The sequence below is a fragment of the Methyloversatilis universalis FAM5 genome, from assembly GCF_000214035.2.
Lineage (GTDB): Bacteria > Pseudomonadota > Gammaproteobacteria > Burkholderiales > Rhodocyclaceae > Methyloversatilis > Methyloversatilis universalis.
This window is the reverse complement of the sequence record NZ_AFHG01000058.1, coordinates 110,010-126,691: the sequence shown is the minus strand read 5'-3', so window position 1 is coordinate 126,691 and position 16,682 is coordinate 110,010. Positions and strand designations below refer to the sequence as shown.

The window sequence follows — 16,682 nt, the reverse complement described above, 5'->3', positions numbered from 1 at the left end:
CTCCGCTCTCTGTTCCGCGCTCAGTGACCCACGCTCGCCGCACCCTTCTCGCCGGTCAGCGAGTAGTTGCGGAAGCGGTCGAGCGAGAAGCCGGTGATCAGCTCGTGCGGCTTGTCATTGACGGCGGTCCAGGCCATGGTCTTGCCGCAGACCGGCGTGGCCTTGAAGCCCCAGGTACCCCAGCCGGAATCGAGGTAGAAGCCTTCGACCGGCGTCATGCCCATGATCGGCGCGAAGTCCGGCGTCATGTCGGCCATGCCGGCCCACTGACGCACCACCTTGGAGTGGGACAGGAAGGGGAACATGTCGAGCAGGTGAGCCGCGAGACCTTCCGGGAAGTCCAGCGTCGACCGGGTCGATTGCACTTCGTACGGATCGAGCGAGGCGCCCATCACCAGTTCGCCGCGAGCGCTCTGGCTGACATAGATATGCAGGCTGCCGGACACCAGGATGGTGTCGAGCCAGGGCTTCATCGGCTCGCTCACCATGGCCTGCAGCGGATGCACGAAGATCGGCGTCTTGAAGCCCACCATGTCGGTGATGCGCGGCGTGAAGCCGGCGACCGCACAGATGACCTTGTTGGTCGAGATGAAACCCTTGGTGGTATGTACACCGACCACCTTGCCACCCTTGACCTCGATGCCGGTCACTGCGGTCTGCTGGTGGATTTCCGCACCGCGCATGTCGGCGCCGCGACCGTAGCCCCAGGCCACCGCGTCGTGACGGGCCACTGCGCCCGGCGCGTGGTACAGCGCGCCCTGGATCGGCGCGTGGCCGCCACAGGACAGATCGATCTGCGGGGTCTGGCGCTTCACTTCTTCCGGACCCACCACTTCGGACGCGATGCCGTAGTGCTTGTTCACCTCTGCGCGCCAGCGCATCGTGCGCATCGCGGAATCGGTGTGAGCCAGCGTGAAGTGGCCGCGGGTGGAATAGAAGAGGTTGAGATCGAACTCGGTAGACAGGTCCTGGTACAGCTGCACCGACTTGTCGTAGAACTTCACGCCTTCCGGCGTGAGATAGTTCGAGCGGATGATGGTGGTGTTGCGGCCGGTGTTGCCGCCACCGATGTAGCCCTTCTCGAGCACCGCGACGTTGGTGATGCCATGATCACGGGCGAGGTAGTAGGCGCTGGCCAGGCCGTGCCCCCCACCGCCAATGATCACAACGTCGTAGGAGGGCTTGAGCTTGTCGTGAGCCGTGAACATCCGGGGTTCCGGATGGGACTTCGACAGACCGAATCGCAATAGGCGCCAGGGCATGTGCTTTCCTGTAGTCCAGACTGAAAGGGGGTCGCTTCTGCTGCAGTGCAGCGTGTTTCAAGAGAAGCAACTTTTTTTCTAATCATGAACCTTTTTTAAGCCAAGTCAACTTAAATTCTTTTTATGAAACCTCATGGGTAAGATAAAGTCAGGCATGGGGCAATGAAGACCCAAACAGACGGTGAAGGCGGAGACGCGATGTCCATACAAGAAGCCGCCCTGGAAGGCGAGCTGGAGCGCTACCTGGGCAACACCATTCGGGAGCTGCGGAGGGCCCACGGGCTGACCATCGCGGACATTTCCGAGCGGGCGGAGATCAGCCGCGGCATGCTTTCGCGGATAGAGAACGGCCAGACCGCGACCAGCCTCGACGCGCTGTCGCGGATCGCGCGCGCGCTGGGGGTGTCGCTGTCGGCGCTGTTCAAGAACTATCAGACCGATGGCGAAGGCGCCCAGCTGATCAAGGCGGGCGAGAGCATGGAGGTGGCCCGCCGCGGTTCGCGCGCCGGCCACATATACAACCTGCTGTCCTATCACCAGGGGCCGACCAAGCGCTTCGAGCCCTTCCTGATCACGATCGACCAGGACCAGCCGCCCTATCCGGTGTTCGAACATCCGGGCACCGAGTTCATCTACATGCTGGAAGGCTGCATCGAGTACCGCCACGGCAAGACGGTGTACGAGCTGCGTCCGGGCGATGCGCTCACCTTCGACGGCAACGTGCCGCACGGGCCGGAAAAGCTGGTGGAAGTGCCGATCCGCTTCCTGTCGGTCACGGTGTATCCGGAAGGCGGACACGAATAGGGCCGGGCGGCATCGGCCGCCCCGCAGCCGCTGCGGCCGTACGGCGCACAGCGAGGAGATTTCAGGGCGCCCGGACTTCGCACCCTGACCGGTCGGGCATCAGCCCGTGACTTCGCGCGACTTGATGGTGTAGCTGAAGGCGCCCGGGTCCAGGCTGTCGAAGCGGCCGCCGGCGGTTTCTCCCTGCGGATACATCAGGAAGGGCAACGTCGGGCCGGCCGAGCCGGGCAGCGCGATGTCATGACCGAAGTTGTAGGCCAGCCAGTTCATTTCCCAGGCGCCGAACAGCTTCTCGCGTGCAGCGACGACGACGTCATCCTTCAGTGTCAGACCCGGCTTCTCTTCCAGCACCACCTTGCGCACGTCGGCCGGATCGACCGGCACCCAGCCGAAGCCGGTGAGCCACACCTCGGCACGGCAGTGCTGCGCCTTCGATATGTCACCGGACTTGCCCAGACTCTTGTAGCCGAAACGCGAATCGGCGACACGGATGCCATAGACATCGCGCGCCGGCAGACCGACCGAGCGCGCCATGCCGACGAACAGCGCGTTGAGGTCGGCACACTTGCCCGACAGATTGCCGCTGACCAGCATGCTGCGGATGTCCCCCAGACCGCAGCCGCGGGTCTTGGGATTGCGCTCGGTGCGGTCGCACACCCAGTCGTAGAGCGCACGTGCGCGCTCCATGTCGGTCTTCGCGCCGCGCGTGGCTTCGAGCGCGGTATCGCGCACGATGCCGTCGGTCGGCAGCAGTTCGGTGGCGCGGGTGTAGAGCTGGCGGGTCGCATCGTCGAGATCCGCCACCTTGCCGGGCGACGACAGATCGAGCGCCCGGTCGCGGGTGCTCACCCGGCTCACCACCTCGAGTTCCGGCACGCCCTGGCCCTTGAGCCACTGCGCCACCAGCATGCGGCTGCCATAGACCGGATCGACCGCGATGCCGGCGCGCGCCGCATTGCCGCCCCACTCGTTGCCCAGCACCCGGATCCAGTCCGGCTGTTCGACCGAAGGCAGCGGAATCCACACCGTCACGTCGGTGTCGGTGGCCACCGGCTCGACCCGGGTCACCACCTCGAAGCTGCGCCAGCCGTGGGCCGGCGACGGCGCGAACGCCGCCCGGGCCACATGCGGCAGCGATGCCGACAGACCGGCCAGTGCAGACAGCTCTATGAAACGACGGCGATCCATGTACATCCTTCCTTTGTATGTCCGATTACTGCATGAGCCTGTTCAGCGTGGCGATGACCGATGCATCGGTCCAGTCCTGCGCGCCTTCCACCCGCGCCACGACGCGGTGTCGCGCATCCAGCACCAGGCTGTAGGGCAGCAGGGTCACGCCCAGCGCGCGGCTCAGCTTCTGGTCCCGGTCATGCGCCAGCGGCAGACCGGGGCCGGCGCCGCCGAGAAAGCGCTGCGCGTCCGCCTCGCGGTCTGCCACCGCCACCGTGAGCACCCGGATGCCGCGGGCATGCAGCGCGGCCAGTGCCGGAATTTCCTCGCGGCAGGGTTCGCACCAGGACGCCCAGAAATTGATCAGCAGCGGCTTGCCGGCGTACGGTGCCAGCAGCGGTGCAAGACCCGCCGCGCTGCCGGCCGGCAGCGCCTGGGGCGCCTGCACGCGCAGCTCATCCGCCATGGTCGGCGGCACTGACATCAGCACGAGAGCAGCGAACAGGGAACGCAGCAGGAACATGGGCGTACGGGTGGCTGAAACCGCCAGTCTACCTGCCGCCCGGCGCCCGCACCACGCTGTCACGACAGCGTCACGCACCCGTCACGTGCCTGCCTTGACCACGCCGGACACTGCCGGCATGCGCCGCTCCGAGCTCAGCCCCGACATCGCCTTCACGGTCGAACGCCTGCACGGCGCCGACGAAGCGCTGCGCATCGCGGTGGTGACCGAAACCTGGCCGCCGGAAATCAATGGCGTCGCGATGAGCCTCAAACGCATGGTGGACGGCCTGCTCGCGCGCGGCCACCGGGTGCAGCTCATCCGCCCCAGACAACACCCGGCCGACGCGCCGCAGCGCGACGGCCCGCTGCGCGAGGTGCTGGCGCGCGGCGTGCCCATTCCCAAGTACGGCAGCCTGCGGGTCGGCCTGCCGGCCAAGCAGAAGCTGGCCAAGCTGTGGACGCTGGAACGGCCTGATCTGGTTCATCTGGTCACCGAAGGCCCGCTCGGCTGGTCGGCCATGGCCGCCGCGCGCAAGCTCAAGCTGCCGGTCACCAGCGACTTCCGCACCAATTTCGACGCCTACAGCGCGCACTACGGCATGCGCTGGCTGAAGCGGCCGATCTCCGCCTATCTGCGCCGCTTTCACAATCTCGGCCACGCCACCTTCGTGCCCACCCGTGCGCTGCAGTCCCAGCTGGCCGACTGCGGCTACCGCAATCTCGAAGTGGTGTCGCGCGGCGTCGATACCGCGCTGTATTCACCGGCCCGCCGCAACCAGGCCCTGCGCGCTGCCTGGGGCGTCGGCCCGCAGGATCTGGTGGTCGCCTTCGTGAGCCGGCTGGCGCCGGAAAAGAACCTCGATCTGGTGGCGCGCGCCTTCGAAGCCCTGCGCGCGCAGCGTCCGGACGCGCGCATGCTGTGGGTGGGCGACGGCCCGGCACGGGAATCGCTGGCCCGCCAGTATCCGCACCACCTGTTCGCCGGCATGCGCAGCGGCGAGGACCTGGCCATGCATTACGCCAGCGCCGACCTCTTCCTGTTCGGCAGCCTGACCGAAACCTTCGGCAACGTGCTGACCGAGGCGCTGGCCAGCGGCCTGCCGGTGGTGAGCTACGCGCAGGCGGCCGCCGCGGAGCTGGTGGACGCCGGCCACAACGGCCTGCTGGCGCCGCCCGGCGACGAAGCCGCCTTCATCGCCCAGGTGCTGCGCGCCGGCACCGACGACGCGCTGCGTGCGCGGATGGCGACCGGCGCCCGCGCCAGCGTCGAAGGGCTGGACTGGGCGAGCGTCGCCGAGCGCTTCGCCGGCCGGCTGCGCGCGGCGGTGCGCAGCGCGGAAGACCTGCGGCTGGCGCGCGGCGACGGCCTCTGAAACCGCGCGCCGGCGGCCTGCCGGCGCCGTATACTCGCGGTTTTCCCCGACAGGCCCGCCCTTCATGTCCGTCCTCATCTGCGGCTCGATCGCCTATGACAACATCATGGTCTTCCCGGACCGCTTCAAGCACCACATCCTGCCGGACCAGATCCACATCCTGAACGTGTCCTTCCTGGTGCCGGAGATGCGGCGCGAATTCGGCGGCTGTGCCGGCAACATCGCCTACAACCTGAAGCTGCTTGGCGGCGAACCGCTGATGATGGCCACCGTCGGTCAGGACGCCGGCCCCTACTTCGAGCGTTTCGCGGCGCTCGGCATTCCGGTCACCCATGTACGCCGGATCGACGACGCCTTCACCGCGCAGTGCTTCATCACCACCGATCTGGACGACAACCAGATCACCGCCTTCCACCCGGGCGCGATGAGCTTTTCGCACGAGAACCGCGTGACCGACGCGCAGGGCGTGAAACTGGGCATCGTTGCGCCGGACGGACGCGATGGCATGCTCACCCACGCCCGGCAGTTCGCCGATGCGGGCACGCCCTTCATCTTCGATCCGGGCCAGGGCATGCCGATGTTCGACGGCAAGGACCTGCTGCACTTCCTCGAACTGGCCACCTGGTGCACGGTCAATGACTACGAGGCGCGCATGCTGTGCGACCGCACCGGCCTGAGCGAAGCGCAGGTCGCCGAAAAAGTTGAGGCGCTCATCGTCACCCGCGGCGCAGAAGGATCGCGCGTCTATCACGACGGCACGGTGACCGAAGTGGCCTGCGTACAGGCCGACGCGCTGGTCGACCCGACCGGCTGCGGCGACGCCTACCGCGGCGGCCTGCTGTACGGCCTGTCGCGCGGCGCCGGCATCGTGAATGCGGCCCGCCTGGCTTCGGTCATGGGCGCGATCAAGATCGCCCACCGCGGCGGCCAGAACCACGCGCCGACCCGCACCGAGATCGAGCGCCGCTACCGCGCCGCCTTCGGCAGCGCACTGGATTTCTGAGCGTCGAAACAACTGCTCACGATTACGGCAGGACGGCCGGACGGCGCACGCGTTAAATGAACGGTTGACCGGCCGCGGGCCGGTCAATGAGCAGCGAACACAAGGAGAACATGACATGAACCGCTTGGCGCTTCCCGCGCTGATGCTGGCCGGCATCGCACTGGCCGGCTGCCAGTCCAGCCTGTCGGGTGACACCTATTCGCGCGACCAGGCGCGCCGCGAAATGTCGGTGCGCATGGGCACCGTGGAAAGCGTGCGCCCGGTCACCATCGAAGGCACCAAGTCGCACGTGGGTACCGCCTCGGGTGCTGCCATCGGCGGTCTGGCGGGCGGCCGCGGCTCCACCGCCGGCGCCATCGCCGGCGCAGTGGTCGGCGGCGTCGCCGGCGCGCTGATCGAAGAAGGCGCCACCCGCCGTTCCGGCCTTGAAATCACGATACGGCTGGACAACGGCAACGTGATCGCAGTGGTGCAGGAAGGCGACGAGAAATTCAATCCGGGCGACCGCGTCAAGCTGGTCGGTTCGAGCGGCAACACCCGGGTAAGCAAGTATTGAAGCCGGAACCGGCCGCGCTCTGCGTCTGCGGCAGCGGTCGTCCGGCGGATGATTGCTGCGCCCGCTTCCACGCCGGCGAGGCCGCGCCGACGCCGGAGGCGCTGATGCGCTCGCGCTACAGCGCCTTCGTGCTGGACCGGCGTGACTACCTGCTGGACACCTGGCATCCGGACACCCGGCCGCAGGATCTGCCGCCGCCGGAACCGGGCCTCAGATGGCTGGGGCTGGAGGTGAAAGCGCACGCGCTGAGCGATGCCGACCACGGCACCGTGGAATTCGTCGCTCGCAGCAAAATTGCGGGTCGGGCGCACCGGCTGCATGAAACCAGCCGCTTCGTACGCGAAAACGGCCGCTGGTACTACCTAGACGGCGACTTCGCGCGCTGAGCGCGCGCCGCAGACCGGGACACGACGATTCCCGCTCAGTAGTCCTCGTCGGCGCCGCCCTCTTCCTCGTCTTCTTCCTCGTAATCGTCATCCGCCTCTTCGGCAACGCGCGCCTCGAGGAAGGCCTTGAAATCGTCCGGATCGCAGAACTCGTCGATGAAATCGGCCAGTACGCTGACCACCATGTCGGGGTCCCAGTCACACTGGTCGGCGGCGTCGTGGATCAGCTTTTCGGTGCTCATTGTCTTTCTCCCGAAGGAACACTGACGAGGTTGAAAACGGCTTTTGCAGCCTAGCACAGGCTCATTGCTTCGCCACCGTATCGGCGTTCTGGCCGAACAGCAGCTTGCGCGACTGTTCGTCCACCACCGGCCGGTCGCTCACCTGCGCACCGCGTTCATAGGCACGCACCGTGCCCGGCCGAGCCTGTATGGACTCGTACCAGCGCTTCAGGTGCGGGAAATTGTCCAGATCCATCTGCTGACGCCGGTGCGGCACCACCCAGGGGTAGGCGGCCATGTCGGCAATCGTGTAGTCGTCGCCGGCGATGAAGGCCCGCTCGGCCAGATGCTTGTTCAGCACGCCGTACAGCCGGCCGGTTTCATCGACGTAGCGCTTGATCGCGTAGGCGATGGGCTCCGGCGCGTACTGCACGAAATGATGGTTCTGCCCGGCCATCGGGCCGAGGCCGCCCACCTGCCAGAACAGCCATTCCAGCACCTGCACCCGACCGCGCAGATCGGCCGGAATGAAGCGCCCGGTCTTTTCCGCGAGGTAGAGCAGGATGGCGCCGGATTCGAACACCGACAGCGGCGCACCGCCGCCCGCCGGCGCGTGATCCACGATGGCCGGCATCCGGTTGTTCGGCGAAATGGCCAGAAACGCCGGCCTGAACTGTTCGCCGGCACCGATATTGACCGGCACGACGCGGTGTTCGAGTCCGGATTCCTCCAGAAACATCAACACCTTGTAGCCGTTGGGGGTGGGCCAGAAATGAAGATCGATCATGGCAGGCAACCTCGAAGTCGGAATTCCGGCGTCGACCCTAACCGCTTGCGGCAGTTCTGTCTGCCGGTGAGCGGCATGCGCGTGTCGGAGCGCACGCCGGCGCCACGTACAATGTCGCTTTCCCGCAACGGCAACACCCCATGCTCCAGCACGCCATCATTCCGGTCACCGCCTTCGCCCAGAACTGCACCCTGCTGTGGTGCGACGAAACGATGAAGGGCGCCGTCGTGGACCCGGGCGGCGACCTTGACCGGGTGCTGGCTGAGGTGAAGCGGCACGGCATCACGCTGGAAAAGATACTGGTCACCCACGGCCACCTCGACCACGCCGGCGCCACGCAGGATCTGGCGGAAAAATTCGATCTGCCGATCGAAGGCCCGCATCCGGACGACAGGTTCTGGATAGACGGTTTTCCGGTGCAGGCGCAGATGTTCGGCTTCCCGCCCTGTCGTCCCTTCGTGCCGACCCGCTGGCTGGCCGACGGCGACACGGTGACCGTGGGCAAGGTGACGCTGGACGTGGTGCACTGCCCGGGCCACACGCCGGGCCATGTGGTGTTCGTCGACCGCGCAGGCCGGCTGGCCCAGGTCGGCGACGTGCTGTTCGCCGGCTCGATCGGCCGTACCGATTTTCCGCGCGGCAACCACGGCGACCTGATCCGTTCCATCCGCGAAAAACTGTTCCCGCTCGGTGACGACATCCGCTTCATCCCCGGTCACGGTCCGATGTCCACCTTCGGCGAAGAGCGCAAATACAACCCCTACGTGGGCGGAAATCACTGATATGCAACTCGAACGCATCCTGCAGAGCCAGGGCTTCGGCACCCGCCGCGAATGCCGCGCGCTGGTGCGCCTCGAACGCGTCACCGTCGGCGGCGAAATGATCGACGATCCCTTCGTCGAACTCGACCCCGAAGGCCTTGAATTCACGGTCAGCGGCGAAGCCTGGCGTTATCACGAGAAGGCCTACGTGATGCTGCACAAGCCGGCCGGCTACGAGTGCTCGCAGAAACCCAAGCACCATCCTGCGGTATTCACGCTGCTGCCGTCGCCGCTGGTGGTCCGTGCGGTGCAGTGCGTCGGCCGTCTGGACGAGGACACCACCGGCCTCTTGCTGCTGACCGACGACGGCCAGTTCATCCACAAGCTCACCTCGCCCAAGCACGGCGTGCTGAAGCGCTATGTCGCCACCACGAAGCACCCGGTGGACGACGCCCAGCTCGCCGCGCTGCGCGGCGGCGTTGAACTGAACGACGCGCCCGGCATCTCGGTGGCCGCGCACGCGGTTGAACAGCTGGACGCGAACCGGCTCGCCATCACGATAGGTGAAGGCAAGTACCACCAGGTCAAACGCATGGTGGCCGCCGCCGGCAACCGCTGTGAGGCGCTGCACCGGGTGGCGGTCGGCCGGCTGAAACTGCCGGCCGATCTGGCGCCGGGCGAGTGGCGCTGGATCGATCCGTCGGAGGTGTAAGCGCATGGCCATCCAGACCGATTCTCTGCCCAGCGGGCCGCGCATCGTGTCGGCCGCACCGGCGAGCCCGCAGGAAGACGCGCTGGAGCGCGCACTGCGGCCGAAGCGGCTCGACGAATACATCGGCCAGCAGAAGATCCGCGACCAGCTCGACATTTTCGTCGCCGCGGCGCGCGGCCGCAGCGAGCCGCTGGACCACGTGCTGCTGTTCGGCCCGCCCGGCCTCGGCAAGACCACGCTGGCCCACATCGTCGCCGCGGAAATGGGCGTCAATCTGCGCCAGACCTCGGGCCCGGTGCTGGAGCGCGCCGGCGATCTGGCCGCGATCCTGAGCAATCTTGAACCGAACGACGTGCTGTTCATCGACGAAATCCACCGTCTGAGCCCGGTGGTGGAGGAAATCCTCTACCCGGCGCTGGAGGATTTCCAGATCGACATCATGATCGGCGAAGGCCCGGCCGCGCGTTCGATCAAGCTCGACCTGCCGCCCTTCACGCTGGTGGGCGCCACCACACGCGCCGGCATGCTCACCAACCCGCTGCGCGACCGCTTCGGCATCGTCGCCCGGCTCGAGTTCTACACCGCTGACGAACTGGCGCTCATCGTGCGCCGCTCGGCCCGGCTGCTGGACTGCGCGATCGACGACGCCGGCAGCCTGGAAATCGCCCGCCGCTCGCGCGGCACGCCACGCATCGCCAACCGCCTGCTGCGCCGCTGCCGCGACTACGCGCAGGTGAAGGCGGACGGCACCATCACGCGCGAGGTGGCGGACGCGGCGCTGGTGATGCTGGACGTGGACAGCGTCGGCCTCGACCTGATGGACCGCAAGCTGCTCGGCGCGGTGATCGAGAAGTTCGACGGCGGTCCGGTCGGCGTGGACAACCTCGCCGCCGCGATCGGCGAATCGCGCGACACCATCGAGGACGTGCTGGAGCCCTACCTGATCCAGCAGGGCTATCTGCAGCGCACGCCACGTGGCCGGGTGGCCACTGCGGCGATCTATCGCCACATGGGATTCGCCGCGCCCGGACCGGCAGCCGCCTCACTGTGGGACGACAAGCCGGCGGGCTGACGCCTGCCGGTCAGCGTTCGCCGTCGGCGGCGCGGCGGCGCATTTCGTCCAGCGCGGAATCGAAACGCGCGTCACCGGCGCGGATGTTCTCGATATACACCTCCCACGCCTCGACCCCCTGACGGGCCGCGATCAGTTCGCCCGGCCGCAGCGCGAACGCGCGGTCCTCGGCGCGGGTACGCAGCTTGGGCGGCGTAAACAGCACCAGCATTTCGCCACGGGCGAAAATGTCCTTGGCCAGCGCGACGCGCCGTGATGCCGCCGCCGGACCGATCGAGCCATTGGGCGTGGTGACGCGGCCGGTCAGCGAATCCACGCCGGTATAGAGCGCCGGATCACGCGCGCTCTGGCCAGCCTCGATCAGGTCTTCGATCTGCGCCATCACCTCGTCGCGCCGCTGCGGCTCTTCCAGCAACAGCGGAAAAACCGCTGCATTCATGCGCTTCGGGTAGTCCTCGAAATTGAGTTTCACCCGCATCGCCACCGCTTCGTCGGTCACGTTGCGACCGAGCGCGTCGAAGGCCTGTACCGCGCGCCCGACCTCCTCGATCGCGATACGGGCCAGCAGCGCGGCACGCGCATGGTGGTGGTGACGCAGCAGCAATGGCGCTTCATGCAGCAGCTGGCGGGCGTTGTCGATGGCCACGTCGCGCATGGTGCGCAGCAGGCGGGAACTGAGCGGGATGCTGACCAGGGATGCGGTGGACACGGCAGAACTCCGGTTACACGGGGCGGGCGTCGAAAAAAGCATACCCAGCGCGCCAGAAACCGTCCAGCACCGGCCGGCAACGGGAGCGGGCGCAGCCCGCGGGCGGGAATCGAGAATATCCCTAGCGGTGCAGGGCAAATTGCACGTGAGGCCGGACAGCGCCCCGCCCTATATTTCCGCATCCTTTCCGGAGATGTCCGCGATGTCCTCCTTCGCCTCCCGCCGGCGCCTGTCCGGCCTGATTGCCGTCACGGTACTGGCCTGCAGCGGTCTCGCGGCCGCCGCTTCGCCCTGGGCCGGCGACCTCGCCCCGATCGCGCCTGCGGACTGGAACCGCGCCCGCGCCGCCCATCTGCTGGAACGCGCCGGCTTCGGCGGCACGCCGGAAGAGGTCGACGCCCTGGCCAAGCTGACACCGGCCCAGGCAGTGCGCCGGCTGGTGCGCTTCGAAGGCGTGCCGGCGACAACGCTGCCGCCGTTCGAGCACTCCGGCGTGTTCGACGACGGACTGGATCCCTTTCCCGCCAGCCGGCCGGCCACCACCGATCTGGCGCGCGCCCAGGGCGAGGCGCTCGGTGTGCAGGTCAAGCAGGACGGCAACCGCCGCATGCAGCCGGTGGTGAACAAGTTCTTCTACTGGCTGCGCGCCAGCCGGCTGGAAACCGACCGCGTCGCCTACTGGTGGGCCAATCGCATGCTCACTTCGCCGCGGCCGCTGGAAGAGCGGATGGCGCTGTTCTGGCACGGTCATTTCGCCACCAACGAAGAGAAGGTGCGCGACTACCGCAAGATGCTGGCCCAGCTCGACCTGTTCCAGAAGCAGGGACTCGGCAACTTCCGCACACTGCTGATCGGTGTCGCGCAGGATCCGGCCATGCTGGCTTTCCTGGACGCCGGCGTGAACGTGAAAGGCGCACCGAACGAGAACTTCGCCCGTGAAATCATGGAGCTGTTCACGATGGGCGTCGGCCATTACGGCGAACAAGACATTCGCGAAGCGGCACGCGCCTTCACCGGCTGGAATTTCCGCGGCACCGCCTTCCACATCGACGCCGACCGCCACGACGATGGCCCGAAAGAGGTGCTGGGCCGGCACGGGCGCTTCGACGGCGTGCAGGTGATCGACATCATCCTCGACCAGCCGGTTACGCCGGAATTCCTGGCCAGCAAGCTGTACCGCCACTTCGTGCGCGAGGACATCGACCCTGCGCTGGCGGCCGAACTGGGCCGGCGGCTGAAAGCGGCCAATTACGAGATTGCGCCCTTCCTCGAAGGCCTCTTCCTGTCGCGCGATTTCTACGCGCCGGAATCGGTGGCCACCCGCATCAAGGGGCCGGTGGAACTGCTGGTATCGACCTACCGCAAGCTCGGCCTCGCCGAGGTGCCGGGCGTGCCCGACTTCAACGAAACCACCTCGGCGCTCGGCCAGCGCCTGATGCATCCGCCGACCGTGGCCGGCTGGGCCCAGGGCCGCAGCTGGATCACGCCGGGCCTGCTGCTGGAGCGCGGCAACTTCGCGCTGGACCTGGTGCTGCCGGACATCAACTACATCCCGGGCGACCGCTACCCGCTGGCCCAGGCCGGCTACGAAATCCGCGACCTGCACGAGCGGGTGCGCAGCGGACAGGACCTGACCACCGCCACCAAGCCGGGCGGCGGCGCAGGCGGCATGGAAATGATGGCCATGTCGACGATGAACGGCGACCGCAACGAGGATTTCAACACCCGCTACGGCAGCTACCGCGGCTGGCAGATGGCGGTGGAACGGGTGAAGCCGATTCCACGCACCGTGGCCCGGCTGGATCTGACCGGCATGGTGCTGGGCGCGGGCTGCCGCACCCCGGAGCAGGCGGTCGGCTATCTGGAAGGACGTTTCCTGTCGGTGCCGCTGGACGCGGCCACCCGCGGCAAGCTGTCCGCCTTCCTGCAGAAGGAACTGGGCACCGCCGACCTGAAGGCGGCCGCCAGCTACGCCGAAGACCCGCTGCGCGTGCTGCTGCACCTGCTGCTGAGCCGCCCCGAGTACCAGCTGGGCTGACCCGCCCCTACGCATCGACACAGCCTGAGCGCGCCCTGAACGCACCGGAGTCCGCACCATGAGTACAGATCACACCCGCCGCCGCATCCTGAAAGCTTCCGCCGGCCTGTTCGTGCCCGGCCTGTTCGGCACCATCGCCCGCGCCGCGGCTGCGGCCGAAGCGGACAACCGCATCCTGGTGGTGTTCGAAATGTCTGGCGGCAACGACGGCCTGAACACGGTCGTGCCCTACGCCGACGACCGCTACTACCGGCTGCGCCCCAATATCGGCATCCGGCCCGACAAACTGCGCCGGCTGGACGAGCGCTTCGGCTTCAACCCCGGCCTGGCCGGCTTCGAGCGGCTGTGGAAGGACGGACAGCTGGCCGTCGTGCATGGCTGCGGCTACGAAAACCCATCGTTCTCTCACTTCACGTCCATGGCCTACTGGCATACGGCCACGCCGAACAGCGGCGACGACTACGGCTGGGTCGGCCGGCTGGCCGACACGATGTCGCCCCAGCCCACGCCCAACTATGTGCTCAACATCGACAGCACGCAGTCGCTGGCGGTGCGCAGCCGGGTGCATACGCCGGTGGTGTTCGACGACCCGGAGCGCTTCATGCGCAGCGCGCTGCACGAAGAACGCGCCTTGCTCGACGACGTGACGGTGGCCAGCCGCGACAACCCGTCGCGTCGCTTCCTCGAACAGGTGGCGGTCAGCGCGCGTGAATCGTCGCTGGCGGTGCGCGAAGCCTGGTCGCGCTACAAGACGCCGATCGACTACGGCATCGTTCCGCTCGGCCTGCCCAAGGTGGCGGCCTGCATCGCGGCCGGCCTGCCGGCGCGGCTCTACTACGCCGGCTATCGCAACAACGCCTTCGACACCCACGTGCAGCAGCCGGACCTGCACCAGCGCCTGCTCACCTACACCGCGGACGCGATCAGCGGCTTCCTGCGCGACATGGAAAGACTGGGCCAGGCCGACCGCGTGAGCCTGCTCATCTTTTCGGAATTCGGCCGCCGCGCCGCCGAGAACACCAGCCTGGGCACCGACCACGGCACCGCCAACGTCATGTTCTTCGCCGGCAAGGCGGTCAAGGGCGGTCACTACGGCACGCCTTCCGACCTCGGCGCACTCGATGCCGGCGGCAATCTGGTGCATACGACGGATTTCCGCCACGCCTATGCCAGCGCGATCTACGGCTGGCTGAAGCTCGGTGCCGCCGATCAGGTGCTGAAGGGGCGCTTCGCGCCGGTGCCGGTATTCGGCTGAACCCGCCGCGCTGCCGGCTCAGCCCTGCAGCGCGCGCTCTATGAAGTGGCGCGGCACGCGCGTCTTCGGCACCCGGCCGCCGAACCAGCTGCGCACGTCCTCGTCCAGACCGATGCCGTGCATGTAGTTGTACAGCGCCTTGTTCAGCGCCACGCCCATCGCGTCATGGTCGGTACCGGTCGGATCGACGAAGCCGACGTCATTCTTCGCGAAAGTGACCGGCGGCAGCGGCTGCAGCGTGACGCCGTACTCTTCCGGATTCAGCCCGACCGGCGAATGCACGGTACAGGCGAAGCGGTGAAAGAAACCGCTCTGTATGCAGCCATGCTCGAACAGCTGGCGCACGTATTCCAGCGCGTCGACCGTGTCCTGCACGGTCTGGGTCGGGAAGCCGTACATCAGGTAGGCATGCACCAGGATGCCGGCATCGGCGAAGCCGCGGGTCACCCGCGCCACCTGCTCCACCGACACCCCCTTCTTCATCAGCTTGAGCAGCCGGTCGCTCGCCACCTCAAGCCCGCCGGACATGGCGATGCAGCCGCTGTCGGCCAGTTCGGCGCACAGCTCCGGCGTGAAGGACTTTTCGAAGCGGATATTGCCCCACCATGAAATGCTGAGGTCGCGCCGGCGCAGTTCGGCCGCCAGCGCACGCAGCGATTTCGGGGGTGCCGCCTCGTCGACGAAGTGGAAACCGGTCTGCCCGGTTTCGGCCACGATGGCTTCGATGCGGTCGACCAGCACCGTGGCGCTGGCGGCGTCATAGCGCGATATGTAGTCCAGGCTCACGTCGCAGAAGCTGCACTTCTTCCAGTAGCAGCCGTGCGCCACCGTGAGCTTGTTCCAGCGCCCGTCCGACCACAGCCGGTGCATCGGGTTGAGCATGTCCAGCAGCGACAGGTAGCGGTCCAGCGGCAGGCCGTCCCAGGTCGGCGTGCCGACTTCCTCGAACGGCACGTCCGGCTCGGCGAAATTCACGTAGCGCACCGCGCCTGCGCCCTCGTCCCCATCCGCCTCGCGCAGGAAGGTGCGCACCAGCCGCTGGCGCGAACGGCGGCCGGCAAGATGGTCGAGCAGCGCGAGCAGCGGCCGCTCGCCGGCGTCCAGCGTCACGTAATCGAAGAAGTCGAACACCCCCGGTTCGGCCAGTTCGCGCAGCTCGGTGTTGGCGTAACCGCCACCGAGCACGGTCACGATGGCCGGATCGACCGCCTTCACCGTCTGCGCGATGCGGAAGGCGGCGTACACCGAGCCGGGAAAGGGCACCGACAGCAGCACGACCTGCGGCCGGTGGCGTTCCAGCGCGGCGCGGGTCAGGCGGTCGAGCGCGCGATCGACCGCGGTCGGCTGTGCGGCCAGCGCCTGCGCCAGCGGATCGAAGCTGGGCTGGCTCTGCGCCAGCGATTCGGCGTAGCGGACGAATTCGAAACGCGGGTCCAGCGCCTCGCGGATCGCGTCCGCCACGTCGTTCAGATAGAGCGTCGCGAAATGGCGCGCGCGGTCCTGCACGCCCAGCGCACCGAAGGCCCAGCCCAGCGGATCGCCGCCCTCCGGGTCGATGTACACCTCCAGCGATTCGAAGCGCGGGCCCTCGGGCAGGAAGCCGCGCGACGCGATGCGGTGCGCCAGCGTCGGGTCGCGCCCCTGCAGGAAGGCCAGCGTCGCCGCCATGGTCTGCGCATAGCGCGGGTACTGCGCGGCGAAACTGGCCGCCGCGTGCGGCCGCTTCTTCTGCGGCAGCGCCTCGCAGGCATCGCGCAGCGTGGCCAGCCCGTCGCGCGACAGCAGATCCAGCACCAGTTCGAGCGCCAGATCCGCCTGCACCGCATCGACGCCGCGCGAACGCAGGAAGCCGGTCAGATAGGCGGTGGACGGGTAGGGCGTGTTCAGCTGCGTCATCGGCGGGACGATGGACAGCACACGCGGGACGGGGCTCGGAACGAGGGCAGGCGCGCTCATGGACATGAAAAAGCGGGACAACAGGCCGGCGAGGGTACCTGATGCCGCGACTATCCGCGCAATAGCTCACGCTGGGCGGCGAGATGGCGTCTGGCGGCCGCAAATTTAACAGG

At 67.5% G+C, this 16,682-nt stretch carries 17 protein-coding genes; 10 read left to right on the top strand and 7 right to left on the bottom strand.

Annotated elements, in window-relative coordinates; all coding sequences use genetic code 11:
* Positions 1-20: 20 nt before the first annotated feature.
* Positions 21-1,262 (bottom strand): FAD-dependent oxidoreductase, encoded by a 1,242-nt coding sequence (locus METUNV1_RS17550; RefSeq protein WP_026187787.1) that lies wholly within the window; start codon positions 1,260-1,262, stop codon positions 21-23.
* Positions 1,263-1,460: 198 nt separating this feature from the next.
* Here METUNV1_RS17550 and METUNV1_RS17545 point away from each other — a divergent pair, with 198 nt between their 5' ends.
* Positions 1,461-2,066: a helix-turn-helix domain-containing protein gene (locus tag METUNV1_RS17545; RefSeq protein WP_008064102.1), complete on the top strand. Its 606-nt coding sequence runs from the start codon at positions 1,461-1,463 to the stop codon at positions 2,064-2,066.
* A gap of 99 nt (positions 2,067-2,165) precedes the next feature.
* On the opposite strand, the gene METUNV1_RS17540 is transcribed toward METUNV1_RS17545, so the two are convergent.
* On the bottom strand, positions 2,166-3,254 hold the full coding sequence (locus METUNV1_RS17540; protein ID WP_008064101.1) for a transglutaminase-like domain-containing protein: 1,089 nt from the start codon (positions 3,252-3,254) through the stop codon (positions 2,166-2,168).
* A 25-nt stretch (positions 3,255-3,279) separates the two neighbouring features.
* Positions 3,280-3,759, bottom strand: coding sequence for a TlpA family protein disulfide reductase (locus METUNV1_RS17535; RefSeq protein WP_008064099.1), 480 nt, complete (start codon positions 3,757-3,759; stop codon positions 3,280-3,282).
* 118 nt (positions 3,760-3,877) lie between these two features.
* Between METUNV1_RS17535 and METUNV1_RS17530 the strand changes: the two genes are divergently transcribed.
* The 4 genes from METUNV1_RS17530 (at position 3,878) to METUNV1_RS17515 (ending at position 7,058) form a co-directional block, all read left to right on the top strand.
* Entirely contained in the window at positions 3,878-5,113 is a 1,236-nt protein-coding gene (locus METUNV1_RS17530) for a glycosyltransferase family 4 protein (protein WP_008064097.1), read from the top strand.
* Positions 5,114-5,177: 64 nt separating this feature from the next.
* Entirely contained in the window at positions 5,178-6,116 is a 939-nt protein-coding gene (locus METUNV1_RS17525) for a carbohydrate kinase family protein (protein WP_008064094.1), read from the top strand.
* Between the two features lie 115 nt (positions 6,117-6,231).
* Positions 6,232-6,672: an outer membrane lipoprotein gene (locus tag METUNV1_RS17520; protein ID WP_008064093.1), complete on the top strand. Its 441-nt coding sequence runs from the start codon at positions 6,232-6,234 to the stop codon at positions 6,670-6,672.
* A complete protein-coding gene (locus METUNV1_RS17515) occupies positions 6,669-7,058 on the top strand; it encodes a YchJ family protein (RefSeq protein WP_008064092.1) in 390 nt (129 codons plus the stop codon). Before METUNV1_RS17520 ends, METUNV1_RS17515 begins: the two co-directional genes overlap by 4 nt.
* Before the next feature lie 35 nt (positions 7,059-7,093).
* Here METUNV1_RS17515 and METUNV1_RS17510 read toward each other — a convergent pair whose 3' ends face one another.
* The gene (locus METUNV1_RS17510) at positions 7,094-7,300 is read right to left on the bottom strand and encodes a hypothetical protein (protein ID WP_008064091.1); all 207 of its coding nucleotides are present in this window, start codon (positions 7,298-7,300) and stop codon (positions 7,094-7,096) included.
* A 61-nt stretch (positions 7,301-7,361) separates the two neighbouring features.
* Positions 7,362-8,066: a glutathione binding-like protein gene (locus METUNV1_RS17505; protein WP_008064090.1), complete on the bottom strand. Its 705-nt coding sequence runs from the start codon at positions 8,064-8,066 to the stop codon at positions 7,362-7,364.
* A gap of 140 nt (positions 8,067-8,206) precedes the next feature.
* Here METUNV1_RS17505 and METUNV1_RS17500 point away from each other — a divergent pair, with 140 nt between their 5' ends.
* Genes METUNV1_RS17500 through ruvB form a run of 3 tightly spaced genes read left to right on the top strand, consistent with a single transcriptional unit; the run spans position 8,207 to position 10,611 of the window.
* Positions 8,207-8,848: an MBL fold metallo-hydrolase gene (locus METUNV1_RS17500; RefSeq protein WP_008064089.1), complete on the top strand. Its 642-nt coding sequence runs from the start codon at positions 8,207-8,209 to the stop codon at positions 8,846-8,848.
* A gap of 1 nt (position 8,849) precedes the next feature.
* On the top strand, positions 8,850-9,539 hold the full coding sequence (locus METUNV1_RS17495; RefSeq protein ID WP_008064088.1) for a pseudouridine synthase: 690 nt from the start codon (positions 8,850-8,852) through the stop codon (positions 9,537-9,539).
* Between the two features lie 4 nt (positions 9,540-9,543).
* Positions 9,544-10,611 (top strand): Holliday junction branch migration DNA helicase RuvB, encoded by a 1,068-nt coding sequence (gene ruvB / locus METUNV1_RS17490; RefSeq protein WP_008064087.1) that lies wholly within the window; start codon positions 9,544-9,546, stop codon positions 10,609-10,611.
* A gap of 10 nt (positions 10,612-10,621) precedes the next feature.
* On the opposite strand, the gene METUNV1_RS17485 is transcribed toward ruvB, so the two are convergent.
* Positions 10,622-11,320: an AbiV family abortive infection protein gene (locus METUNV1_RS17485; RefSeq protein WP_008064086.1), complete on the bottom strand. Its 699-nt coding sequence runs from the start codon at positions 11,318-11,320 to the stop codon at positions 10,622-10,624.
* Positions 11,321-11,522: 202 nt separating this feature from the next.
* Between METUNV1_RS17485 and METUNV1_RS17480 the strand changes: the two genes are divergently transcribed.
* Together METUNV1_RS17480 and METUNV1_RS17475 are read left to right on the top strand one after the other, a co-directional pair.
* The gene (locus METUNV1_RS17480; protein WP_008064084.1) at positions 11,523-13,358 is read left to right on the top strand and encodes a DUF1800 domain-containing protein; all 1,836 of its coding nucleotides are present in this window, start codon (positions 11,523-11,525) and stop codon (positions 13,356-13,358) included.
* 58 nt (positions 13,359-13,416) lie between these two features.
* Entirely contained in the window at positions 13,417-14,613 is a 1,197-nt protein-coding gene (locus tag METUNV1_RS17475) for a DUF1501 domain-containing protein (protein ID WP_008064082.1), read from the top strand.
* A gap of 18 nt (positions 14,614-14,631) precedes the next feature.
* Here METUNV1_RS17475 and METUNV1_RS17470 read toward each other — a convergent pair whose 3' ends face one another.
* The gene (locus METUNV1_RS17470) at positions 14,632-16,530 is read right to left on the bottom strand and encodes a B12-binding domain-containing radical SAM protein (RefSeq protein ID WP_008064080.1); all 1,899 of its coding nucleotides are present in this window, start codon (positions 16,528-16,530) and stop codon (positions 14,632-14,634) included.
* Between the last annotated feature and the right edge of the window lie 152 nt (positions 16,531-16,682).